The 24,119-nt window shown below is 48.1% G+C and carries 26 protein-coding genes, 2 pseudogenes and 1 riboswitch; of the genes and pseudogenes, 8 read left to right on the forward strand and 20 right to left on the reverse strand.

Translation table 11 applies throughout. The features are described 5' to 3' along the window. Nucleotides 1–66: 66 nt before the first annotated feature. The gene (locus PVOR_RS18520) at nucleotides 67–933 is read right to left on the reverse strand and encodes a YitT family protein (protein WP_006210971.1); all 867 of its coding nucleotides are present in this window, start codon (nucleotides 931–933) and stop codon (nucleotides 67–69) included. Nucleotides 934–1,041: 108 nt separating this feature from the next. After that, nucleotides 1,042–1,650: a TetR/AcrR family transcriptional regulator gene (locus PVOR_RS18525; protein WP_006210972.1), complete on the reverse strand. Its 609-nt coding sequence runs from the start codon at nucleotides 1,648–1,650 to the stop codon at nucleotides 1,042–1,044. A gap of 213 nt (nucleotides 1,651–1,863) precedes the next feature. Between PVOR_RS18525 and PVOR_RS18530 the strand changes: the two genes are divergently transcribed. Beyond that, nucleotides 1,864–2,760: a CPBP family intramembrane glutamic endopeptidase gene (locus PVOR_RS18530; RefSeq protein WP_234973020.1), complete on the forward strand. Its 897-nt coding sequence runs from the start codon at nucleotides 1,864–1,866 to the stop codon at nucleotides 2,758–2,760. A 176-nt stretch (nucleotides 2,761–2,936) separates the two neighbouring features. Beyond that, nucleotides 2,937–3,587: a TVP38/TMEM64 family protein gene (locus tag PVOR_RS18535; RefSeq protein WP_006210974.1), complete on the forward strand. Its 651-nt coding sequence runs from the start codon at nucleotides 2,937–2,939 to the stop codon at nucleotides 3,585–3,587. Nucleotides 3,588–3,672: 85 nt separating this feature from the next. On the opposite strand, the gene PVOR_RS18540 is transcribed toward PVOR_RS18535, so the two are convergent. Continuing rightward, nucleotides 3,673–4,569, reverse strand: coding sequence for a GNAT family N-acetyltransferase (locus tag PVOR_RS18540; protein WP_006210975.1), 897 nt, complete (start codon nucleotides 4,567–4,569; stop codon nucleotides 3,673–3,675). Nucleotides 4,570–4,859: 290 nt separating this feature from the next. Here PVOR_RS18540 and PVOR_RS29770 point away from each other — a divergent pair, with 290 nt between their 5' ends. The 3 genes and pseudogenes from PVOR_RS29770 to PVOR_RS32040 form a co-directional block, all read left to right on the forward strand. Further along, a complete protein-coding gene (locus PVOR_RS29770; RefSeq protein ID WP_006210976.1) occupies nucleotides 4,860–5,132 on the forward strand; it encodes a helix-turn-helix domain-containing protein in 273 nt (90 codons plus the stop codon). A gap of 40 nt (nucleotides 5,133–5,172) precedes the next feature. Then, a pseudogene (locus tag PVOR_RS32035) lies at nucleotides 5,173–5,439 on the forward strand (helix-turn-helix domain-containing protein); the annotation flags it as partial. Nucleotides 5,440–5,549: 110 nt separating this feature from the next. Further along, nucleotides 5,550–5,666: pseudogene (locus PVOR_RS32040) on the forward strand (IS3 family transposase); the annotation flags it as partial. A gap of 37 nt (nucleotides 5,667–5,703) precedes the next feature. Here PVOR_RS32040 and mnhG read toward each other — a convergent pair. The 9 genes from mnhG to PVOR_RS18595 all read right to left on the reverse strand — a co-directional run bounded on the left by mnhG (nucleotide 5,704) and on the right by PVOR_RS18595 (nucleotide 13,295). Beyond that, a complete protein-coding gene (gene mnhG / locus PVOR_RS18550; protein WP_036637160.1) occupies nucleotides 5,704–6,114 on the reverse strand; it encodes a monovalent cation/H(+) antiporter subunit G in 411 nt (136 codons plus the stop codon). Next, nucleotides 6,098–6,391: a Na(+)/H(+) antiporter subunit F1 gene (locus PVOR_RS18555; protein WP_006210979.1), complete on the reverse strand. Its 294-nt coding sequence runs from the start codon at nucleotides 6,389–6,391 to the stop codon at nucleotides 6,098–6,100. The genes mnhG and PVOR_RS18555 overlap by 17 nt, the downstream gene beginning before the upstream one ends. Continuing rightward, the gene (locus tag PVOR_RS18560) at nucleotides 6,388–6,867 is read right to left on the reverse strand and encodes a Na+/H+ antiporter subunit E (RefSeq protein WP_006210980.1); all 480 of its coding nucleotides are present in this window, start codon (nucleotides 6,865–6,867) and stop codon (nucleotides 6,388–6,390) included. The genes PVOR_RS18555 and PVOR_RS18560 overlap by 4 nt, the downstream gene beginning before the upstream one ends. Before the next feature lie 5 nt (nucleotides 6,868–6,872). Further along, nucleotides 6,873–8,357 carry a Na+/H+ antiporter subunit D gene (locus PVOR_RS18565; RefSeq protein WP_006210981.1) on the reverse strand — a complete coding sequence of 495 codons (1,485 nt, stop codon included), beginning with the start codon at nucleotides 8,355–8,357 and terminating at the stop codon, nucleotides 6,873–6,875. After that, complete coding sequence (locus tag PVOR_RS18570; RefSeq protein WP_006210982.1) at nucleotides 8,350–8,688, reverse strand: Na(+)/H(+) antiporter subunit C; 339 nt, start codon at nucleotides 8,686–8,688, stop codon at nucleotides 8,350–8,352. The genes PVOR_RS18565 and PVOR_RS18570 overlap by 8 nt, the downstream gene beginning before the upstream one ends. A 2-nt stretch (nucleotides 8,689–8,690) precedes the next feature. Beyond that, the gene (locus PVOR_RS18575; protein WP_006210983.1) at nucleotides 8,691–11,549 is read right to left on the reverse strand and encodes a Na+/H+ antiporter subunit A; all 2,859 of its coding nucleotides are present in this window, start codon (nucleotides 11,547–11,549) and stop codon (nucleotides 8,691–8,693) included. Nucleotides 11,550–12,033: 484 nt separating this feature from the next. Then, a complete protein-coding gene (locus tag PVOR_RS18585) occupies nucleotides 12,034–12,660 on the reverse strand; it encodes a DedA family protein (protein ID WP_006210985.1) in 627 nt (208 codons plus the stop codon). Nucleotides 12,661–12,786: 126 nt separating this feature from the next. Next, on the reverse strand, nucleotides 12,787–13,062 hold the full coding sequence (locus PVOR_RS18590; protein WP_040680739.1) for a hypothetical protein: 276 nt from the start codon (nucleotides 13,060–13,062) through the stop codon (nucleotides 12,787–12,789). A 23-nt stretch (nucleotides 13,063–13,085) separates the two neighbouring features. Further along, the gene (locus PVOR_RS18595; protein ID WP_006210987.1) at nucleotides 13,086–13,295 is read right to left on the reverse strand and encodes a hypothetical protein; all 210 of its coding nucleotides are present in this window, start codon (nucleotides 13,293–13,295) and stop codon (nucleotides 13,086–13,088) included. A gap of 230 nt (nucleotides 13,296–13,525) precedes the next feature. Between PVOR_RS18595 and PVOR_RS18600 the strand changes: the two genes are divergently transcribed. Continuing rightward, nucleotides 13,526–14,536 carry a hypothetical protein gene (locus tag PVOR_RS18600; protein WP_006210988.1) on the forward strand — a complete coding sequence of 337 codons (1,011 nt, stop codon included), beginning with the start codon at nucleotides 13,526–13,528 and terminating at the stop codon, nucleotides 14,534–14,536. Nucleotides 14,537–14,634: 98 nt separating this feature from the next. Here PVOR_RS18600 and PVOR_RS18605 read toward each other — a convergent pair whose 3' ends face one another. The 8 genes from PVOR_RS18605 to PVOR_RS18640 form a co-directional block, all read right to left on the reverse strand. After that, nucleotides 14,635–15,492 carry a M23 family metallopeptidase gene (locus tag PVOR_RS18605; protein ID WP_006210989.1) on the reverse strand — a complete coding sequence of 286 codons (858 nt, stop codon included), beginning with the start codon at nucleotides 15,490–15,492 and terminating at the stop codon, nucleotides 14,635–14,637. 213 nt (nucleotides 15,493–15,705) lie between these two features. After that, nucleotides 15,706–16,182 (reverse strand): hypothetical protein, encoded by a 477-nt coding sequence (locus tag PVOR_RS18610; RefSeq protein ID WP_036637414.1) that lies wholly within the window; start codon nucleotides 16,180–16,182, stop codon nucleotides 15,706–15,708. A 330-nt stretch (nucleotides 16,183–16,512) separates the two neighbouring features. Then, nucleotides 16,513–17,529: a hypothetical protein gene (locus PVOR_RS18615; protein WP_006210991.1), complete on the reverse strand. Its 1,017-nt coding sequence runs from the start codon at nucleotides 17,527–17,529 to the stop codon at nucleotides 16,513–16,515. Between the two features lie 4 nt (nucleotides 17,530–17,533). Then, nucleotides 17,534–17,878 carry a PadR family transcriptional regulator gene (locus tag PVOR_RS18620; RefSeq protein WP_006210992.1) on the reverse strand — a complete coding sequence of 115 codons (345 nt, stop codon included), beginning with the start codon at nucleotides 17,876–17,878 and terminating at the stop codon, nucleotides 17,534–17,536. A 300-nt stretch (nucleotides 17,879–18,178) separates the two neighbouring features. Beyond that, nucleotides 18,179–19,216, reverse strand: a complete 1,038-nt coding sequence (locus PVOR_RS18625) for an NADH:flavin oxidoreductase/NADH oxidase (protein WP_006210993.1) — start codon at nucleotides 19,214–19,216, stop codon at nucleotides 18,179–18,181. Nucleotides 19,217–19,329: 113 nt separating this feature from the next. After that, nucleotides 19,330–19,764, reverse strand: coding sequence for a MarR family winged helix-turn-helix transcriptional regulator (locus PVOR_RS18630; protein WP_006210994.1), 435 nt, complete (start codon nucleotides 19,762–19,764; stop codon nucleotides 19,330–19,332). Between the two features lie 217 nt (nucleotides 19,765–19,981). Then, nucleotides 19,982–20,755 (reverse strand): Cof-type HAD-IIB family hydrolase, encoded by a 774-nt coding sequence (locus PVOR_RS18635; protein ID WP_040680740.1) that lies wholly within the window; start codon nucleotides 20,753–20,755, stop codon nucleotides 19,982–19,984. A gap of 205 nt (nucleotides 20,756–20,960) precedes the next feature. After that, nucleotides 20,961–21,803, reverse strand: coding sequence for a bifunctional 5,10-methylenetetrahydrofolate dehydrogenase/5,10-methenyltetrahydrofolate cyclohydrolase (locus PVOR_RS18640; RefSeq protein WP_006210996.1), 843 nt, complete (start codon nucleotides 21,801–21,803; stop codon nucleotides 20,961–20,963). Nucleotides 21,804–21,873: 70 nt separating this feature from the next. Continuing rightward, a riboswitch (ZMP/ZTP riboswitch) is annotated at nucleotides 21,874–21,953 on the reverse strand. A gap of 155 nt (nucleotides 21,954–22,108) precedes the next feature. On the opposite strand from PVOR_RS18640, the gene PVOR_RS18645 reads away from it, so the two are divergent. Continuing rightward, complete coding sequence (locus tag PVOR_RS18645) at nucleotides 22,109–23,125, forward strand: permease (RefSeq protein WP_006210997.1); 1,017 nt, start codon at nucleotides 22,109–22,111, stop codon at nucleotides 23,123–23,125. Between the two features lie 28 nt (nucleotides 23,126–23,153). Continuing rightward, on the forward strand, nucleotides 23,154–24,119 hold the full coding sequence (locus tag PVOR_RS18650; protein WP_006210998.1) for a TIGR03943 family putative permease subunit: 966 nt from the start codon (nucleotides 23,154–23,156) through the stop codon (nucleotides 24,117–24,119).

A 24,119-nucleotide genomic window follows, 5' to 3' on the forward strand; every position in this document is an offset into this window, starting at 1 on the left:
CGGTCTTCTGCAGAAAAAATCTGCAAAAAACCGCTGATCATCCATCCATAACTGCTGTAACGGCTTCTAGTGAATATCGGCCTTCGCCATACTTCCACCAAGCACGTCCGCTACATTCTGAATCGAAATAAACGCATTCTTGTCAATCTCCTGCACTACGGTCTTCAGCTTCGCAATCTCAAGCCTTGTCACAACGCAATATATCATTTGCGTGTCCTCTTGAGAGTACCCGCCCTTTGCATATATCATGGTGGTGCTGCGGCCCAGACGCTGCACGATCGCACTTGAGATTTCTTCGTATTCATTGGATATAATCGTAACGGATTTGGACTCGTCCAAGCCCTCTACCACAATATCCATCACTTTTGCCGCTATATAGTAAGAGAAGATTGAATACATGGCTGAATCTGCACCGAACACAAACCCTGCCGTGATGAAAATAAAGACGTTGATGATCATGATGATCTGTCCGACTGGCATTCGCAGCTTTTTGGACAGCAGAATGGCCACGATCTCCGTCCCGTCAAGAGCCCCCCCATAACGGATAACAAGGCCTACTCCAAGACCCAGAATCAGCCCACCGAACAGTACCGCCAGAATTTTCTCGTTCGTAAACGGTTCTACATGATGAAGGAATGTTGTCGCGAGCGACAGCACTACGATCCCGTACAAGGTCGAGAACGCAAACGTTTTGCCTATCTGCTTGTAACCGATAAACAGAAACGGCAAGTTGATGATGAAGAGGAACACACCGAGTTTGATAGGTGTAATCGATGATAATACGATAGAAATACCGGTAATACCACCGTCGATAATTTCGTTTGGCACGAGGAATATCTCAAGCGCCACGGCCATCAGGATAGCCCCGATCGTAATAAAGATGAACCTTTTTAGAATCTCGCCGACTGTCATTTTTTTGTGATGTTTGACCATGCCATTCTCCTTTTGTATCTTTTTTCACACGATAATACCTGTCGAAGAACCATTGTATTAAAAAATTGATCGGCATGTCAATATTGACACAGTAATACGCACGGAACTTTAGGGCATTATCAGCTCATCGATACACAAGGATTGCAGATGCTGATCGATGATCTTCTCGATCTTATCCTGCGTAAGCTGCTGCGGTCTCATGATATGGTGAATCGCCAATCCATCAACCAATGCGTATATTCGCTCCTTCTCATATTCAAGATCCAGCTCCGGTTTAGCAAGCTTATGGGTGACAAGGGAATCGATGACGAAATGACATGCTTTCGTTAAACCATCATACATCTCATCGTTTATCTTCCGTAATTCGGGATAGATGAGCGCTTTGGCAACAAACGACATCCATACCTCCATTTCCATCGTTCTATCCTCATCCATCGGAAGAAATTGCATCAGCACCAGCTTCATATCCGAGAACACTGGCCCCTTCAATGATAAGGACGTTAAGCGTTTCTCAATCCGTTCAATAATGAGGTTCATGCAAAAGGCCAGCAGCTCAGCCTGACTTGAGAAATAATGCCGCATGGAGCCTACGGACAAGCCGGCCTCTTCCGCAATATTACGTACCGTCGCTTTTTCCAGTCCACCCTTCTGAATAACCCGCAGAGCCGCTTCGGCAACCCATTCTCTTTGTTTATCATGATCTACTATTTTTGGCATACCTCCATTATACACCTCCAACTTTTTTTAATACAGCGTACTATAATCAAGCATTAATCTCTCTTCAGCTGGAGCCAGATACTCCTAAAAATGGGTTTCCTCTGTGGAACACCTTGATAGAAAAAATACTATACATATTAATGGTACAAGAGAAACGAACACCGCATCGTGTTCCAGGAGAGGAGAGATCTGGTCATTCGTACATCAACTGAATTGAGTACTCATCATGGAATATCCCGGATATTCCGTGATCAAGAAGGCCGATTGAATTTGTTCTGGCGTATCGCCTTCGGCTGGCTGGCATTTGTAATAGGGCTCGGACTTGCCGTAGTCATTGCCACGGCCGCAGGCACTTACGGCATTCCCACACTCGGTCTGCAAATCCTCCTTGCCGTTGTAACGACTAGCGTTACAGTGCCGCTGATTTATCTGCTTAGGCGTTATGCGGACCGGCGTCCATGGAGCGGGCTTGGTCTAAGCTCACCGCCATCGGGGCTTCGTTATTTCCTTCTCGGCATTGGCTTTCTGGCACTTGTTACGGCAGTGGCCCTGCTGCTGGGAAGCGCCTTCGGATGGCTCCGGGTTGTCGCTCTCCATTTACCGGCAGTTACTCTGCTCGTCATGCTCATCAACATTCCCATTGCCTTTTTCTACGAAGCCTTTCCTGAAGAACTCACCTTCCGGGGGTATTTGTTCCGTAATTTAAACACCCGTTATCCGCGCTGGCTTGCGCTAATCCTCCAGGTCTTCTTATTCGTTCTTGCACCCATCGCCGTAACTGGATTCATGGTGGCGGCAGGACTGGGTACTTGGGATCTGATTACGGTAGAGTATATCGTTAATTTAATCGCTTTTGGCACGGTACTGCAGCTGCTCCGTATCGTATCCAACAATCTGTGGATAAATATCGGCTTTCACCTGGCTTGGCTTGAGATGGTCCGATACGTTGTCGTGCCTTCCGAATATGCCATCGTCGAGATCGAATACGTATCCATCTGGGGCAATTATATGGTAACGATAGGTTCCGTCATCATCGGGATCATTGTACTCATTATTTGGTCCCTGCGGGGCAGGCACAGAGTCGACTGGAGCCGAATAGAACCGGATTAATCAAACATGAAGCAGATAAGCTCAAACTCAACCGAAATCGGAAGAGTTTGAGCTTATTTTGTAGCAGGACAACTGCGATTTATAATATAGCTTCCGGTTATGCTATAATGTAATTCATCTGTAATCGACCAGAAATTACATAATTTTACCCTAGGCAGGGAGAGGATTCACTCATCATGTTGGAATGGCTTCAGAACGTATGGACCCATATGAAAGATATTGATATGGATCAAGTGCAGGGATGGCTTCAGCAGTACTCCCAGCTGGGACCCATCCCGGGCATATTGCTTCCATTTATAGAGGCGTTTCTTCCCATCCTGCCGCTTATCGTGCTGGTGATGGGGAATTCCGCTGCTTATGGCTTATGGTGGGGATTCTTCCTGTCATGGATTGGCGTCTGCCTTGGATCCATTACGGTGTTTTGGATTGTTCGCAAGCTGGGAGGCAAGCTGGGCCTGCTTATCCAAAAAAGAATGCCGGGATCTCAGCGTTTTTTCCACTGGATTGAGGAGAAGGGATTTACCCCCATCTTCATGCTGTACTGCTTTCCCTTCACCCCGTCCTCGCTGATTAACATCGCCTCTGGCATCAGCACGGTATCGGCAACAACGTTCACGATAGCCGTAATGGCGGGAAAGTCCGTTATGATCTTTATGGTCGCTTTCATCGGACATGACTGGAGAGCGTTCGTTGAGCAGCCCTGGCGCATTCTCATCGCCGCTTTGGTACTGTGGCTGCTGTGGCTGGCCGGCAAGAAGATGGAGAACCGCTACCACCATGAAGACCAGCCTGACGGCGCGTCAAGCAATAAGAATACGAAGCCATAGTGGACTCATGACAAGACCCGCCCATCCCATAACAAGGACAGGCGGGTCTTGTCGTGAAGAAGCAAGCGTTCATCCCGTTATCTGATTACACTCCACTCGATTTAACGCGCAGGGCAGTAAGCTTATGTACAGTGTCAAACCCGGTGCTGCGGTACAGCTGGATCGCTCCTTCGTTCCCCAGTTCCACGCATAACGAAATCTCCTCCAACTGGATGTTATGGAATAAATAATGCAGCGCTTGTCCGAGCAGCGCGCGTCCGTAACCTTTTCTTTGGAATTGGTCGGACACGGCCAAGTATTCAATGCTGCCTTCCTTGAATTCAGGATCTCCTTCCACATAAACATAACCAGTGAATCGGCCTTGTTCAGTAAGGATAAACAGCCTGTGATTCTCATCCAGCTGCTGCATAATGTGCTCTGCACTGTAATAGGTATTCGGAAAGCTTGCTGCATGGAGTTTCTTAAACTCTTCCGTGTACGCAGGCGTCATGTTCTGCAGAGAAATGGAGCCATCCGGGATGAAGTCGGCGTTTCGCATTCGCAGAATAGCGTGATCTCCCGATCTCACCCCGCCTTTGGCCTCCAGGAATTTAATGGCAGACTGATTATGAATATTATAAAAACCAAAATATCGATCCACGCTGTCCTTAATCTTTTTAATCCCGGCAGTCCATAGCTGCTCCGCCATCCGATCCCACTCAGCGCCTTCCGCATCGATGAAAGGGCCCCATAATTCAGCTGCACGCTCTTCATCGTCCACGTTGAATCCTAGAGCTCCTACCATCTCATCTTGATCATACATAACCGTAAACCATCGGTTTAGCTCCCCTGATTCACCGAACTCCTCCTGGAGTGTGCTGTATATCTCCTCTTCCTGTTCACCGCAATAGCCTACATGATGTTGATGGATCGCATTCAATCTTGCAATAAAGGATAACAGCTGCTTCAGCTGGAGACGACCGTTCTCACTGCTTATTGTCATATGAATTCTCCTTGCCATGAATAATCTTATTTCTGGTGGACAGCCATCAAAAGCATGCCCTGCACCATGGACCCGGACCACGCATCATGCGGACAGGGGACACTACGCACGATGTCACACCCCTGTCCTTGCTGCCAATGATTTACTTCATGATCCCCTATTGCAAATTCTACCACATGAATGAAACTACCTGCCTGAAACAGAAAAAGGGCTGCCCCGATTCTGGTATGCTCCCCTTACGGTAGACAGGTGAAATAATAACACCTGTTTTCGTGAGGGGAGCATTTTTTATGTGTGGAATAAAGCGAAGTGCATCAGAGAAATATGCCATTATTCAAGAGATCAGGTTGGGCAAAATTGGAGTTAAAGCTGCAGTTGAAAAATACGGTATTTCTAAATCAACCCTTGCCAAATGGAGACGCCGTTATGAGATTTACGGCTATGAAGGGCTAGAAGATCGGACCCATAATCGAAGCTACTCTGCGGAACTCAAACTTCAAGCCGTACTGGATTATTTAAATAGTGGACGATTAAAGTATCAGATTATCGACAAGTATAAATAGTCATAGCAGCTTAAAAACCTATTCAGGGGGAACAAAAGCTATGACAAAGGGTCGATCTACAACATGGCAGGAACGGATCGATATCGTTCTGTATTGCCTTGCAAATCAACACGATTGCCAGAAGGCAGCAAAAGAACATAAGGTCTCCTACCAACAAGTGTACCAATGGGTGAAGAAGTTCGAAGATGGTGGTGAAGATGCATTACAAGACGGATGGGGAAAAAAGAAGGCCCTGGAGGAACTAACAGAGACCGATCTCCAAAAACTCGAAATCAAGAAGATGAAATATGAAATGGAGCGACTTCGGGCGGAGAATGCTTTCTTAAAAAAGTTACAGGAACTCGAGAGCGAGGCGTCATTAAGACAGTATCGCCGGAATAATATTCACCTTGCTATTCAAACGCTTATTTGCATACATACCCTACCTTTGAGGAGCTTGAGAAAGACATTCACGCATATATTCACTTTTACAATAACGAACAATTACAAGTTAAATTAAACGGCCTTAGTCCGATGGAATTCAGATCTAAGGCCGCCCGCATTCTATCCGTAAATCGTCCACTCATAAACTTCAGCTTTCTTCATTTACCCCTGCTTTGGAGGAATCCACCGCCTGAGACTCGCGCATCCGCTCCCGTTCGCGTTTAAGTGCAGGCTTCAGGTCGTCGTGGACACTTTTGTCCCACATGGATACACCCGATCGATAAGCGGCCCTTCCGTTCAGGTGACCCGCCACCGGTCCCGTAATGAACACGAATACGATACCCAGCAGCAGCTTGGCGCTGACATGCTCCAGGTAGAACGTGAAATACAGGAATGCACCTGCAAGGATCAAGAGGACGCCCAAGGTAGCGCTTTTCGTAGCTGCATGGGAACGCATGTAAACATCCGGCAGGCGAATCAGGCCGAACGCACTCAATGCACCGAGCAATGCACCGAGCAGCACTATGAGTGCAATGATAAACTCACCGATCTGACTCATCATTTGTGCGTTCAATGACATCACCCCTCTCAATATATCTCGCTAGTGCAGTTGTTCCGATGAAAGTCAAAATTCCAATTAACAGGATAATGTCGAAATAGACGGTTGTCCGAAAGAGCATGCACAGGACAGCAATCATGGATAACAGAATAATACCGATCGTATCCAGCGACATAATCCGGTCGTTCATCGATGGCCCCTTAATCAAACGGTACAAGCAGCCCAGTATCGCAAGAGACAGTATGACCAGCGAAGCAATCAGCATACTGTTGATCATGTGCGGGTCACCTCCTTGATCGCCCTTTCAAAGGTACCACGGATCTGGTTCGACAGCTCTTCAACATCCTCGATGTCCATCGCATGAATGTACAGCGTCTGTCCTTCACGCGACACCTCCAGTGTCAGTGTTCCCGGCGTCAGGCAGATCAGGCAGGACAGCACCGTGATCTCCCAGTCCGATTTCAGCTCGGTTGTATAGGCGAAGATGCCTGGACGTACGTTCAGCTTCGGCCGAATAATCTGACCGATGACGGTGATGCTCGATTTAAACAGCTCGCTTAGAAACAAGAGCAGCAGCAAGATGACCGACCACAGCTTGCGCAGATAGAAATCATTCGGCCAGAAGCGTCTCAACAGGTAAATCAGCAAGATTCCGATCAGATATCCGACAATAAACTGCTGAGGGGACCAGTTATTGTTCAGAAACATCCAGACAACGGCAATGATGATATTTAACAGGATTTGATGGCCCATATCCACTACTCCTTTAATACGGCATTAATATATAGTGATGGATCGGATAATACGGCGCCGGCTTGAGAGGTATAGGAATAAATCCACTCCGAGCCGACTCCAAGGACAATCACCATAACCGATAACCCGATAACGGCCGCATAAGCTGTCCGATGGATTCTGACCGGCTGCTGCGTATCACGCGATCCAGGGACATCTCCCCAGAAAGCTCCCATGAACACCTTTATCAGGGAATACAATACAGCTAGGCTTGATGCCAGGGCCAGTCCAGACAGCCAATAATGTCCCTCGCTCAGCCCGCCGCGGATAATAAGGACTTTTCCAAGAAAACCGCTGAGCGGCGGGATGCCAACCAGAGCAAGTGCAGCAATGAAGAACATCCATCCTACCAACGGATGACGCTTCATCAGACCGCCCATCTCACTCAGTTTATTCGTGCCACCCGATGCTATGATGATGCCGCCCAGAATGAAGAGCAGTGCCTTCGCAATCATATCGTGCATCAAGTAGAATACGGCTCCATTCAAGGAATCGGAAGACGCGACTGCAACCCCAAAGGCAATGAAACCCACACTGATAATGATGTTATAATTCAGGATTCGTCCAAGATCCTTGTAGGCAACCGCACCCAAGCTGCCTAGAATCATCGTGGCTGCGGCCATCCATCCGATGATGGCATGAATGCCGCCAATATCATGATAGAAGATCAAGGTAAAAGTACGGATAATCGCATATAACCCGACCTTTGTGAGCAGCGCGCCGAACAAAGCGGTCACTGCCGCTGGAGGCGCACTGTAGGAGCCCGGCAGCCAGAAGAACAGGAACAAGCCGGCCTTCAGGGCAAATACGATCAGGAACAAAATGCCGATGACCGACAATACGCCATCCTGGTGCACTTCGGCCACGCGTTGGGACAGATGCGCCATATTCAACGTACCCACCGTACCATACAAGTAGGCAACGGCTGCAACAAACAGGGTGGATGAAATAATATTAATCAGCATGTACTTTAGGGTTTCTCTCAGCTGACGCTTCGTTCCGCCCAGCACAATCAGTGCATAGGAAGCGATCAGCATCACTTCGAAACAGACAAACAGGTTGAACAGATCCCCCGTCAGGAATGATCCGATTACGCCAGCAAGCAAAAATTGAAAAAAGGGATAGAAGTAGTGCTTCTCTCTCTCTTCCCCAATACTTCGAAACGCGTAGAACAGACAGCCTGCAGCCACAATCAGCGTTGTAAGAACCAGCAGTGCCGCGAGCATATCCGCAACAAACACAATCCCGTATGGTGGCAGCCATCCGCCCATATGAAGCGTCTGAATGCCTTCATGGTTCACTTGATTTACGATGAACAGAGCGACCAGTACGTTCATCACAACGCTGATGGCGCTAATCAAGCGCTGCGCGCGGACGTATTTGGAGCAGAAGATGAGAATTACGGCTGTAACCAGCGGAATGAGAAGCGGAAGAACGATTACATTATTCATCCTCCGTCCCCCTTAACTCTTCCATGTTATCAGTGCCGAGGCGTTGATACGCTTTATATGCCAATACGAAGAAGAACGATGTGACACCGAAGCTGATGACAATGGAAGTTAGAATTAAAGCTTGCGGAACCGGATCGACGTAAGCGGATGCCTTTTCGCCAAGCAGCGGTGCCGCTCCGGTCTTCAGCCGCGACATGGTGAGCAGAAGCAGGTGGACACCATGGGTCAGGAGCGATGTACCCAGAATAATCCGCAGCAAGCTTTTGGACAGAATCTGGTATATCCCAACGGCAAAAATAATCCCGATAGCAAGTGACATATAGAGTTCCATGGTCAGTTATCCCTCCCAATCGAATTGATGATGGTCATCGTTACGCCAACAACGGCTAAATATACGCCGAGGTCGAAGATAACGGCAGTAGCCAGCTCGGTTTCTCCAAGCAGTGGCAGGTTGAAATATCCGAAGGAATGACTTAAGAACGGTGCGCCAAAGGCAAATGAACCGATGCCCGTAAGCAGAGCAATGAGAAGTCCTGTCGCCATAACCTTCCGGAACTCGAAGGGCACGATTTTCCGGGTCATGTCCATGCCGAAAGCCATCGACAACAGAACCAGTGCCGCGGAAGTCATCAATCCTCCAACAAACCCTCCGCCAGGCTCATGATGTCCAGAGTTGAACAGGAACCATGAGAAGGTTACCACGATAAAGATGACAACTTTGGAAACAGTCCGCAGAATGACGTCGTTGCTGTTGGGCAGATAAACACCTTCGTAGCGATCCCGCTCGCCTAGAATGCCTTCACCCAAATCGACTTTGATCAAGGCGTAGATTCCAAGGGAAGCAATGCCCAGAACCGTAATTTCAAGCAGGGTATCGAAACCGCGGAAGTCCACCAGAATGACATTGACGATATTTTTACCGCCCGCGGAGTTGTAGCTCTCTTTAATGAAATAGTCCGCAATCGATTCAAAGGCCCTGCCGCTGCTGGCAGCGAGTGCAATCAAGGTAACCACGGCCCCGACGCCGACCGATATGAGCAGATTTCTCCACTTCAGGCTCATCGGAACCTTTTCCCGCTTCAGCTTCGGCAAATGATAGAAACAGAGCAGGAACAGCATGACGGATACCGTCTCTACAACCATCTGCGTTAGCGCAAGGTCCGGCGCACGGAACAGGACAAAGAACAAGGTAACCATGTAGCCGGCAGCACCGGTTAATATGATCGCCATCAGTCGTGTACGGACGAACGGAAGCGCAATGACCGGAATGACCAAGCCCAGAATCGCAACTGCCTCATAAAAAGACATTGGCGCGTATGCAGACATATCAAACCCGATATTGTCTATCAGCAGCAGCCCTCCGCCAAGAACGGCAATAAAGAATACAAAGATATACATGACGTAATGACGGATTGAACCTGTCATGTAAGTCGAGGTCAGCGACTTGCCGCCTCTTTCGAGGACGCGCAATCCACCGTCATACAGACGGTTTAATGTCATTCGCTTACTCAACGGACGGTTCAGCACGCTCACGCTGCCATGAAGTTTATACAGAACGGTACCCAGAACAATAATGCCGATTGTCATATAAATTTCCGCAGTCCAGCCGTGCCACATCTCGATCTTCACGTGGAAGCGGTCGCCTCCTGCCAGCAGCCCCGGATGAATGGCAGCCATAGCCGGTTCAATAAGGGAGTAGGACAACAAATTCGGAAACAGACCGAAGACGATGGCCAGCGAAGCCAGAATTACTGGAGGAATCAGCATCCCCAGCGGTGCTTCATGCGGCTTCTTCTCCAGCTTCTCAGGCTGGAATTTTCCGGTGAAGGTTCTGAATACCAGAATCATGCTGTACAGGAACGTAAACACGCTGGCTATCCATGCCACAACAGGGATCAGCACACCCCACGTATCTGCATTCCAGAAATTCATATGAGATGCCTGCAGCACGGCGGTGAAGAACATTTCTTTACTTAGGAATCCGTTAAACGGAGGCAGTCCGGCCATGGAAAAAGCTCCAATGACAGCCACCGTGAACGTAATCGGCATGAGTGACATGAGACCGCCGAGCTTCCGCAGATCCCTGGTGCCCGTCTCATGATCCACGATGCCGACCACCATAAACAAAGCGCCCTTGAATATCGCATGGTTGATCAGGTGGAAGATGGCTGCTGTGGTCGCTTTCGTATAGAGCAGCGTGTCCACGCCTCCTCCATAATAAGCCGCCGCAGAACCCAGTCCGAGCAAACTCATGATGAGCCCCAGTTGGCTGATCGTAGAGAATGCAAGCAATGCCTTCAGATCCGTCTGCTTGATCGCGCGAATTGAAGCATAGATCAACGTGGTCAAGCCTGTAATCGCAATGATCCAGAACCAAGCGGCCTGACCGGCAAATACCGGACTAAAGCGGGCAACCAGGTAGATTCCCGCCTTGACCATCGTGGCCGAGTGCAGATAAGCACTGACCGGAGTCGGCGCTTCCATGGCATCCGGCAGCCAGATATGAAATGGAAACTGCGCGGATTTGGTGAAGGCGCCCAGCAGAATCAGGATCATGGCTGGAATAAACAGCGCTTCGCCGCTGATGCTTCCCACATTCGCCACAATCTCGCGGACACTGAAGGTGCCTGTCATGGTATACAACATAATGAATCCAGCAAACATGGCTAGGCCACCGAATACGGTGATCAGCATGGATTTCAATGCCCCGTACCGGGAACGGTCGCGATGGTGCCAGAATGCAATCAGCAAGAATGACGAAATGCTGGTCAGCTCCCAGAAGCCGTACAATACCATCAGGTTATCGGAGAGCACCACGCCCAGCATGGCCCCCATGAACAGAAGCAGATACACATAAAATCTGTGCACGGCTTCCTTCTTTTTGTCCATATAGAAGATAGAATACAATACCACAAGCGAGCCAATACCCGATATTAAGAGTGCAAATATCAAACTTAACCCGTCCAAGTAGACCGTAAAGTTAATTCCAAGGCTTGGAATCCATTCCAGAACGGCCTGAACTTGTTCACCTCCCTGAATGGTTGGGATAAGACCCAAAAAGTAGGCAAACAGGATAACCGGTACCGGCAGAATCACCCATCCGGTATGAACACGGCCTATGAGCTTGTAGGTCAGCATAACCACAAGCGCTACAATAAAAGGTGCCAGAACGGCGATGTGCAGCAAAGACAAAGTCTACTCCTCCTATAGTCCGAATTTTCCTTACATTAGTATTTCCCCATTAATTTAGGAATAAGTCCAAAAAAACACAAAAAGAGCCCGCTGATGGCAGGCTCCTCCGGGTAAAACCATATGGTATTTTTTCGAATCACACTGAAAATCAGTATATCTTGTGAGCAAAACTTTGTCAAAGGTTATGTTGGAATGAAATGTGATCAATCAGGAAATCACTGTATATAAAGGAGTGGTTCCCATGATAATCAAAAAAACATTGGTTTGCGCTATCATTTTTGTCGTTATTTTAGCTGCAGCCATCCTAACCGATAGTCGTACACGATCACGCTATCAACCGGACAACACGTCTTATATACAAAGGTATCAAATGCAGGATTTCCAAGAGGAGTCCCGATGGTTCTCGCCTAGAGAATATATAAAAATCATTCGGAAATCGCCGGAATCCGGACCGGATCAGCCATAGTCCTTGTCCTGTGGCTGTCTATCCGTGAAACTGAATTTCACTGTTTTCTTTGCTTCGCTTTTTTCTCCGGATCAGCCACGATATGATCATGATGACGGCGAGACCAGCAACTACAGCTGCCACATAGTAACCGTAACGGTTAATCATCAGTCCAATGTGATCAACCACCTGATCCCCAACAAACATCCCCAGAGAAAAATAACCGATGGTCCATACCAAGGACGCGGAATAGGAGAACATCGCAAATCTTCGATAGGGCATCCCCTTCATGCCTACCGCATAGGGAGTTACGTTGCGCAATATCGGTAAGAAAGCGCTGATGCAGATCGCATAGTTGCCGTATTGGTGAGTCAGTCGTTCGGATACATTAAGAAACTCGCGAATTTTCGATTTTTCCCCAACGCGGTTTAACAGTTTGCTTGCGGTAAACCGACTGAGCATAAATCCTACCGTCGAGCCTGAGCATACCCCGAGAAAAGTCATAAAAAAAGACGGTACCGGTGATAAAATCTCGGATGCCGCTAACGCTCCACCGGTCATGGCCACGACTTCATTAGGCACAGGAAGGCCGACCAATCCAAGGCATAATACAAGAAATAGCGCATAATGCCCGATCTGTTCAATAAAATCTAATAGCGTATCCACGCCTTGGCCCCCTAATCCGTCCCTTAAAATATATAACCAGTTTATATGCAAGCGCCGCATTCGCACACGTGCTGCAGACGAGGATATGCACTGGACCTGAGACTAGGATCAGTCCATCACGATCTCTTATAGATTTTTAAAAGCTGCAATAAAAGACTGCGGATCATCCTTCACCGTGTAAGAGTACACGCCTTGCTGGGTATGCAAATATAAAAAACCACCGCCGCCTCCCAGAGGCCGATACGAGAGGTCAAACACCTGCTTAATCGGGAACTCGCGGTATTTCGTGACGATTCGATCCTCATACAAGAGCATCTCCCGGCCTTGCTCCTCGGTTCGTTGTTCGATGCCATCCACGACTCGGTTGATTTTGTAATAGGGCTGCATCGCTATACACTTCATAAGCTCCCTCCTTGCTGTCTGTGTCATCCTCGCTTCGAAGATTGCACTTCCCCTCTCTTCTTCCTGCGGTTCCTGATTCGTTCCATCAGCTCCAGGGCTCCAATGAATAGAACGAAAACTACGAATAACCCGATCGCCCGGCCTGGTTCAATCAGGCCATATAAAGAAGCAGCGATGCCGGTAATCCCTACAATAATAATACCTAATACTGAAAGTTTCCAACCTGTTAACATATGTATGCTCCTATAATAAACATAATTGCCATTCATTAAATCGATAGCTTTAAGATTGTCCAGATGTATATTTCCAGACACAGGGAATGTATCATAAAGAAGCCCCTACATTCAAGTTATAACGGAATCGGCAATTTCAATTGCCAAACACTCGTGACTCCTGCAATAATTTACTCAAGGAGAGGAACGATAAGCTGGCTCCGGACACAAATAGACAGGAGGAATACCTTATGAACACATCCATTTGGATCCTGATCATTTGTTTTATTTTGGTGGATTTATGGATTATTGCTTTATTTGTCTTCAAGCGCTCGTTGCGTAATATTAATAGTCAGCGGCTCCCTAAAGAGAATAAGCCTCGACGCGGGAAAACACCCGATTTGCCGCCCATCGTGAAAGCGGGAAGCCCTGCAAGTGAGCTTGCCGGCAGACTGGAGGCCGCCCTGCCTTATACCTATCAGAACATGCTGAAGCAGAGAGTAATGAGTGAGCATCCGGACATGTCAGAACCGGAATATGAATGGCGATGGCAAGAGCTGAAACGTTTTTTTATCCTGTGCGCTGTTCTGGACCGAGTCCCGATGTTCAGCAAAGACGTGGACGAAGTGTGGCATGAAATGCTGATGTATACATACGAGTATCAACAGTTCTCGGAGCGCTTTCTTGGCCGTATGCTTCATCACGCTCCCAACACCGGAAGCGAACATGTTCCCATCCCGAATGAACGGGCATGGTTTGACACGGTCTATGTCCAATTATTTGGCTGGCATGAATACAGCGCCAAGCTATGGGGAGCATTCTTCCGCGTCCCGCTGCCACGCGAAGAGCTGAAGGACTACGGTTCTGGCCATTTCGCCGGGAATCATGGTCAGAAGCGTTTTAACGCTTGGACTTATGAGAGCATGCCTGCGGCACGTACGGCGATTGATGCCGTCATTCATGATTTGCAGGATCGGATTAGAGCAGCCGAGGCGGAGCAGCCGCGTAATCGGAAGCTGGTTAATTTCCGCAATAGCGATGTGCTGCTGGCGGCGGCCGTTTATTATGCTTGGAACGCACCCGAGCAATTCTCAGATCATATGATCCCTGATGAGCGGGAGCTTTATAAGAGCAGCAGCAGCTCCTCTTGCACCGCTGCTTCGGCTTGCGGGTCCGGCGGTGGCTCGGACTCCGGCAGCGGATCCTCCTGCAGCAGCGGTTCGTCCTGCGGCAGCAGTTGCGGAGGCGGCTGCAGCAGCTAATGTGAATCGGGGCCGCAGCAGGTGTGCCAGAGAGTTTATCAACTATATGTAGAACAGGGCCTGGAATAATTCCAGGCCCTGTTTATGTTATGGATGCGTTATTTCCCGCCGTCTACAATTTCACCTTTTCTTACCTTTACATCTCCCAGCCAGTTGATGTTAAGAGATTTCGTGCCGTCTCTAAACAGATCTGGATGATCCGACACTTGAAAATGCAGATGTGCCTCACTGGAATTGCCGGAATTGCCACACAACCCAATCCGATCACCCGATTCCACGTCCGTCCCCTCCAACACGCACACCGATCCCAGCTTAAGATGCGCATACAGGCTGTATTCATGGCTGCCATGATCGATGATGACATAATTTCCTGCAGGTTCGGTTTCGTTTACCACTCCGACAGGCACGTTATCCGCGATGTTGTTCTCAATGGCAATCACTTTACCGCTGGCACCTGCTAGAATTTCTTCTCCAAACGCGAAGTAACTTTCGTTCAAATCGGGATCCCCATGGTAGGTCATCCCTTCCTCCGTTCTCACAACATCGATGGCATACCGCTGGCTCTCCTCCACGTAATGATAATTGTCCATCACATGCTCGCCTCCCCAGAACACATACCATTTCCCCTTAAACGGCAATTTGAACGTTGTTGCCGAATAACGGCTATCCGATTCCGAAAATCTCTCAAGAGGCGATAACATGAATCCGACAATCATGCCCGCTTCATCGATCATGGCTTGGATTCCTTTTGTCCCGCTGTCATCCATCCAGTGAATCATTCGAAGTTTGTTCATCGTGTTGTCCAGAACGAGATGGAACGCACTCACTCCAGCCGTATATTCCTTGGACATCGCTTCGAATTGTTCCACCGTTACAAGTGCTCGCAATTCCTCCTCAAAAAGCTCATACAGCACGCGATGTTCCCCATCAAGCATTAATTTCGGAGCATCTACCATATTCAAGTCCTCCTCCATATGTATACGGGTCCACTATGACCCAAGTATACCTGATGAGATTTATCTTGATCGAAACAGAAGCTTAACTTTAGCTAAACTTTCTTCTGCAGCGAAAATTACAATGATCAATGATTTCATATTCCATATAAAAAGCACCTGTAACCTATCCTTCGACGGTTCAGGTGCTCCTATTCACGATGTGACTTGGCCATATTATCCATTGGACGAGAGAATCATGCCGGAACGGGTCTGCGGCCCGACTTTGCGGATTGAAATCTGATTTTGTTCGGCCCAGCGTGTCAGCTCCCGAATTCCTTCGCAATTCTTCTCTTCAAATTTAAAACAGCAGTACATAGGGGGTACGCTCTTATCCTTGAGAATGAATTGAAAAGCGGCCTTGTGACATCCGGAAACCTTAATCTCACGAATCTGACCGGCATGAACTTCAACACCATTAATTGTAATCGTATCGGAATTCCCGTCAATCTGGACTTCACGCTTTACCAAACGTGCATAAGCTTCAATTCCTAATGCCGCAACAATAACGACATTCACAACCATCTGCATATAGAATAGGACAGGATACGAATATTCCGTCAGTGTCGCAACTTGAAACATCATGATGCTAATTACCAGAGCAAATAAAATAATGTCTTTCATTCTTGTAGAATAGTGAATTGCGAATTTCATAATCATCAGCTCCGTTCGTTCTGTAAGGGTTTTCATTTTCTTCTTTCCTTATTATAACACCATTGTACATAATTTTGACACATATCATTCACATTTCTGTCAAAAAAATATTTGCTTCGCTCCATATTCTATGCTTATTCGAATGGCGCAGTGTCGTCCATGGTCTAGCCAACCGCATAACTACTCGGTGATGATCAGAACCTGTCCCCAGTGAATGCGGAAAAAGTGGGTATGAGCGATTGGTTCCTATGGCATCTCTTAACAACAAAAAAAGAGCATCCCGCCAGATCCAAAATCTGTTGGGATACCCTTTGTTTCAACCTGTTGTCTTTACTTGGTTAACGCCGTATTTCCTTCCTTTCTCCGAAACCGTTTCATCACGACAGATACGGTATCAATAAGGGCGATGACCACAATAATGTAAATGAGGCCGTCCCTGGATCGATCCCAAATTAACTTTACGGTCTCATACGATCCATCTCCCGTTGTTACAAGTCCTGATTGAACGAGCTGATCCATGAATATCGGATTCCAAATCGTCATATCGGAGAACAGGATCACCGCAACGATAACGGAAGCAATGTTAAATATAACATGCATGACGGCAAGCTGCGGCGTCCACTTTCTTGTGATTAATTTCCTGGCTTCATTGAATATGCTGAAGGCGGTAAGAAGCCATATCAGCGGCAAATACTTGGCGAAGGCAGCCTGTTCAAACACCGGAATGGCGATCGAGTGTTCAGCAAATCGATGAACACCGATCAAGTTAATGGAAAACGTGAACAGGACAAAGAACAGCACGGAAAAGAGGATGCCAAGCACCGGCTCGCTCGGTTTAATCCGGGTGGCTGGTTCTGGAATTGCAGGCAATTCCGAGGGTTTCCATGGATCATTGGAGACTTGGCGAGCCCCGCGGTATTCGATAAAGGCAAAAATAACGGTTACCCAGGCAAATCCGTGGATTCCTACGCTAAGCAGCGAGACAAGGTATTCCAGCAGCTTCTCGGCAGTGGGTTCCGTGCTTATAAAGAAATTAACGATGTAGACGATCCCAAGAGCAACGGCTATCGAATACAGAACAATCCTTAGGACGGACCAATAGCTGTCAATCAAACCAGGACCAATGAGATACCTTTCCCTTCCTCTGTATCTGGCTGCCATTTCCACGGGGGGGCCGAGCTCAAGCAGCACCTGCTCCACTTCTTCCAAACTAGCGGTCTCCCTGTCGGCTCCCCGATCTTCCAGCATGTCTTCGACGAGTCCTTGAAGCTCCTTCTCAATATCCGCCCGCTGCGATTCGGGCAGCTTCTGGGTCACCGCATAAATATACCTGTTAATCAGATCCATCACTTTAGTCCCCCTTGTCATTTATAAGTCCCTCCAGACTTGTCATCATATCTTTCCATTCATGGTAGAGCTGCCGATATATATCCTTGCCTGTCTGACTTATGATGTAATATTTCCTCGGCCGGGCTTCATTTGTATCCCACTCGCTGTTAAGCAAGCCTTGTTTCTCCAGCCGTCGCAGCAACGGGTAGAGCGTACCCGCTTCCACGTTGATCCCCCTCTCCTGCAATATGGTCACTAATGAATAACCATACTGCGGCTCGGACAACTGGCTGAGAACACCAAGGATGATCGTACCTCGCCGAAGCTCCTGCACCATACTGTTTAAAATGTCCTGATCCTCTGGCATATCATCATCTCCTGGAAAGGATTATACTGTATGTCACACACTAATGTAAATAAGACATTAATGATCATTTAAAATTATTTTAGATGGCCTTATGTTAACTACTGCCAAGTTTGATGACTTACCAAATCCGGCCAATTGCTTGTACGCAAAAAAAGGTTATCCTACAGCCGTGACGGACCGTAAGATAACCTTCTCTATTTATGCTCAACCCATTACAGGGATACTGTGGATGTTCACGTCAGGGAACCTGGTATACCAACATTATCGTTCATTGGCAGTTACATGTTCATCTTGCCTACCTTATCTCGATTTTCTGGGAAATCCGTTCTGATACTGTGTCGGAATTGCCGTCTCCTTCTGCAGGACAGCTGCAGCCTCCAATGCCCAGTAAGGGTTCCGAAGCATTCCTCTTCCAACGGCAACGAGATCTGCTTCTTCATTGCCAACGACCGCATTCGCCAGTGCAGGTTCATCCAGACGGCCAACAGCTATGACCGGTACTTGCAGCGCTTCTTTAATTTGTCTGGCTAGCGGAACTTGGTATGCCACATGTGTGCCCGGTCTGCCTTCAGCAGCAATCGGTCCCTCGCCGCCTGCGCTGATATGGAACATGTCGACACCGGCAGCCTGATATTCTTTGGCGAAAGCGATGCTCTCCTGAATGCCGTAACCGCCTGTCACGTATTCTCTTGCAGAGATTCGCATGATTAATGGCATATCTTCCGGCATTTCACTTTTTGCGGCTTGAATGACTTCTTTACCAAACTTCGTTAAATCCTGGCCATACTCATCTTTTCTTTGGTTCGTTAACGGGGAGTGGAACTGATGAATCAGATAACCATGTGCACCATGCAGCTCAATTGCATCAAATCCCGCCTTCACCGCACGGCGTACAGCCAGACGGAACTTCTCCACCATCTGCTGAACTTCTTCAGTTGAAAGAGCTCTGGGCGTTTTGGAATTCTCGTCAAACGGAATAGCCGATGGAGCCACAGGTGTCTCCGCATCCTCTGCTTTCCGGCCGGCATGTGCAATTTGGATCGCTGCCTTCGCACCATGCTGGTGAACAGCATCAACGATGCGAGCCAAAGCCGGGATATGATCATCCGACCATAAACCGAGGTCATAATCGGAAATCCGTCCATCCGGTTCGACGTCCGTCATTTCAACGATAACAAGTCCCGCTCCGCCAATCGCACGGCTGGTATAGTGCAAGTAATGCCAATCCGTCGCGATTCCGTCCTTGTTTGTTACGGAGTATTGGCACATCGGCGGCATGACCACCCGATTTTTCAATTCTAAAGATTTCAGTTTGTATGGGCTGAATAAATGTTCCATTGTAACACGCTCCTTCTATTCAAAAAGATTGATTCGCAAACTTATTAATGCATGCGCATGCATCTAAAATAACAAAATAAGAACCATCCGTCAATAAGGAGACTGAAAAATGGTCACGCCTGCACCTGTTTTAATACATCCTGAAGTCCATGCTTCAGCTTAGGCGCAGAGAATTGCTGCTCCAATACCCCTTGGACAGTAGCTTTCGCTTTTTGCAGCTTCTCTTCACCGATATGAGTTAGCGATGTATAGATCCCTCTTCTGTCATCCTCGCAGATGGCTCTCTGCATCGCACCGCAGCTTTTGGCTTCAAAACGGCTGACGAGTCTCGATATCGCACTTTGACTAAGGCCCACCATGGTTTGCAGCTGCTGAAGGCGCAGTTTTTTCTCAGGCGACTCCGATAGAAATAACAGCACATAAAATTCATTCAACGTTAAATCATGCTTTTGCTGCAAGGTTTGTTCCAGCTCATGGGTAATCATCGCCTGAACCTGCGTTAAAGATAGCCAACTGGTTATAAGAGTATGCGTTTGTTCTGTTGACATAAGGTCTCCACCTGTTCTAGGTATATTTCCATCAGATGATCCACTCTGCCACCATCCAACGGCTCACTATTAGTTATTAATAATAACAACTCCCCCTTTGGGACGTCAAACCTATCATTCGTTAAATCGTTCCGCCAACAACCAACATGCCAGTCTATAACCCTCAAGAGAGAGCTTCAACTGACACGCTGTAACGGACTTTTTTCTCTAAAAGAGACTAAACAATCTCCTGCGGTTCCTTATCCAACAGTCCCAGCATTTGAAGGCCGTGCTTGATCCCGTCCTGAGCAACATCCCGGGTCACGTATCTTGCTGCCTGTTTTACAATCTCCGGCGCATTCCCCATTGCTACACCGTGACCCACGTACGACAGCATCTCCAGATCATTCAGATAATCGCCAAAGGCGATAGTATCCTCTAATTGGATACCAAGCATATCAATCAATGGTTTGATTCCTTGGGCTTTTGAACCTCCCGCAGGAAGAACATCGATTCCATAAGGCCCCCAACGCACAAAATCAAACTGTCCCTCGAAACTTTTCGCATAAGCCGATTCCTCTTCCTCCGTACAGAAGACAATGGCCTGATAAATATCTCTGCCCAGATAATATTCCGGATCATATTCCGGGATTGTAAGTTTGAGCTCTCCCCAGCTGGAATCGATATGAACATGCTCGGTTACGTTCATCTTCATCGCTTCGCTGCCGGCATAGATAATCGGATGGTCAAGAAGAACAGCCTGTTCCGTAAGCTGCTGCAAGGAATCCTGCGCTAATGGATTGCCGTAGATCGGTTTGCCTTCATGCACCACATACTGGCCATTCAAACAGACATACGAATCGATACCCAGTTCCTCACGCAGTTCTTCAAAATGATACGGAGCACGCCCTGTTGCAATGGCAACGATGTGTCCGGCTTCCTGTAGTTGGCGAATGGACTCCCGTGTCGTTGCAGGTACCTTCTTCTCATGATCCAGCAGGGTTCCATCAATATCAAAAAAAAATCATTCTCTTCATCAATAATGCTCGCCTCTCTTCCGTATACTCAAGCTTGTAACTACATTGTAAATGATGAAAAGCATTTCAGAGCAAGCATTATTTTCAAACAGGGCTGAAACGGCAAGACGCCTAAGCATACAAAAACCGCGCCCGGGCGCGGTTTTCACGGTATATGGACTACCTTTTATTCATGGTGGATTATACGGTTCGCTCAGCCGATTCTACGGTATGCTTCAGCAGCGTAGCAATCGTAACAGGACCCACGCCGGCAGGTACCGGCGTAATCGCGGAAGCAGCCTCCGCGCAAGCTTCATAATCGCAGTCACCGATATTCCCTTTGTTATAGCCTGCATCCAATACAACGGCCCCCGGCTTGATCCAGTTCCCTTGAATAAAATTGGGTTTGCCTACGGCAGCAACAACAATATCCGCCTGCGAGACAATATTGGCGAGATCCTTCGTTCTCGAATGACAGATCGTAACCGTAGCATTGCGATTCAGCAGCATCATCGATACCGGCTTGCCGAGAATCGGACTGCGTCCAACAATGACGGCATGTTTCCCTTCAATCGGCAGGTTGTAATAATCCATAATCGCAAGTATCGCCGCAGGCGTACAGGAAGGATATTCGGCAAAACCAAACGCATTTTGCGAGAACCCAAGCGTGGTGACCCCGTCCACATCTTTTTCAATACGGATGGTATCAAAAGCCGCTCGTTCATCGATATGATGGGGTACCGGATGCTGCAGCAGAATGCCGTGAACATTGGGATCCTCATTCAGCTCTTGAATGGCAGCCATCAGTTCCTCCGTTGTTGTCGACTCGTCTAGCACCACTTTTTTGGATATAATTCCAAGCCGCTCACAGGCATTTCCCTTCATTCGCACATAGGTTGCCGAAGCCGGATCTTCTCCTACCAATATCGTTGCCAGACATGGGGTTACCCCTTTCTCCTTAAGCTCCTGCACCTTCACGGCCAGCTTGGCCTTGATATCGTCGGATACCAGCTTTCCATCCAAAATCACAGGTTCCTTACTCATTGCACATCCGCTCCTTCGCCATTGTTATTGTAATAAACATAAAGAGGCAAGGCGACATCTCTGTCTCCTTACCTCTTGCCCAGGCGTACGGCATATGATCCTATGTGCTCCCTCTTGGTGACCCAAGTTACGCCAGTAACACATAGATAACTTTTTTTAATATACCATGACTTTGGACTTCACGCTACCAGGATGATGCGCCTGTTCCAAATCGTAATCTTTTTGATTAAATTATTAAAAACACGTATGTTGCCGATTGTCCAAGCATAGAATGTGCTAAGAACATTTCGCTTCAGGAGGACTTGATGAAACATCCCGTTGTATTCAAAATGCTGCCCTTCATCCTGCCGCTTGTCTTCGTGATTCCGGTCTTAACGATATGGCTGCAAAATGGTTCTGGTTCCAGGCTCGTCGAAATCCTTGACATGCAGCAGGTCAAAACCATTTTTACTGGCATCTTCCTTGAGGCGCTACCTTTTGTTTTGCTAGGCGTGCTGCTCTCGTCCCTTCTGCAAATGTTTGTAAAAGAGCAATGGGTGCGCCGTCTTATACCCAAAAATCCGCTCATCGGCGTCTTGTTTGCTTCCATGCTGGGCATCGTGCTTCCCATATGTGAATGCGGGATGATACCGGTCGTCCGAAGGTTGATGTTAAAAGGGATGCCTGCCTACATCGCTGTCACCTTTATCCTCAGCGGCCCCATACTGAATCCGGTCGTGTTCGCCGCAACCATCATGGCCTTCCGCTCGCATCCCGAAGTGGTGAGCGGCCGGATGGGACTAGCATTGGCCGTTGCCGTGACGATAGGTTTAATCGTATATGTATTCTCCAAACATAATCCGCTCAAGCGATCCTTTCAGGAGTTTACCGAACAGGGCTCCGTCAATGGGGGACGGAAAATGCATGAGCACCCTAAAACATGGAGGAGCATGTTTGTTCACGCCGGAGACGAATTAATTGAAATGACCAAGTATCTGGTTCTTGGCGCGTTCTTGACCGCCTGTATCCAATCCTTCATTCCAAGGGATGAATTGTTGGCATTAGGAAACGGTCCTGCCGCCTCATATCTGTTCATGATGGGGTTTGCGTTTATATTGTCGCTCTGCTCGACTTCGGATGCCTTTGTCGCGTCTGCGTTCACGCACAGCTTTTCGGTCGGTCCACTGGTTTCCTTTCTTGTTCTCGGCCCGATGCTGGATTTCAAAAGCTTGCTTATGCTGTCCGCTACGTTCAAGACCAAATTCGTAATCGGTCTAAGCCTGCTGGTTATCACTCTGGTCTTTATCGGCTCTATAGCCGTTGATGCTCTGTTTCGAGGTTAGCTTATTGGGGAGGAGGCTGATGTAAACGATGATTTCCAGCTTGGCTATACGGGGCCATTATGTGCTTCGGTCGCTGCTCATTGCAGCTCTTGCCTTCTATATCATGCATCTGAATGCTACAGATTCTCTTCATTATTACCTGGCTCCACACATGCAGACCCTGCTGCTGCTCTGTCCGGTCCCGCTTCTATTCATTGCATTCGGTATGCTGTGGCACGCTCTTGGGGGTGATACCGGAGAGGTGTGTGATTGCGAGCATCCCCTGCCTAACGGCTTTGTCAAAAACATGACCGTCTACGGGTTGTTCGCAGTACCGCTGCTGTTCGGCCAGCTTCTGCCGAATCAAGCTCTTGGAAGCGACATGGCTTCCAAAAAAGGCATGATCTACACCTATCCGAACCCGGATGTCCGCCGTAAGGCCGAGGACCAGAACGCCTCTGCAGCCTCTGAGACAAATAACCACTCTCTATCTGCTGATCAATCGGCGACCCAAGACGCCTCGCAGCAGGAGCTGTTTATTGCCAAGGACATCTACAGCGTGGAATTCGCAGAGCTCGCCAAGCGTTTATATACGCTTTCCGTCATTTCGGTTGAACCTGACATTTTCTCGGAGACCGTCGGTGCCATCGATATGTATAAACAGCAGTTTCAAGGAAAATCCATTACAGTCCAAGGTTTCGTCCATCGGGATAAACATATGTTAGAAGACACGTTTGCCGTCAGCCGATTCCTTGTCATGTGCTGCACCGCTGACGCCATCCCGTTTGGCATTATTGTCCGCGGCGCGAATGCTTCGTCTTTTGACAATGACACATGGGTTCAGATCGATGGCACGATCCAGGTGAGTACCCTAAATGGTGAGAAAACTCTTCAAGTGCAAGCCGAAAAAATTCAACGGATTGAGCAGCCGGCATCCCCGTACATTTTTACAAATGCGGACTCCGTGGCGGAGTTTGATGAACTGTATTCCAATATTAAAGATACCGGGAGGTAA

The organism is Paenibacillus vortex V453 (genome assembly GCF_000193415.1).
Lineage (GTDB): Bacteria > Bacillota > Bacilli > Paenibacillales > Paenibacillaceae > Paenibacillus_AQ > Paenibacillus_AQ glucanolyticus.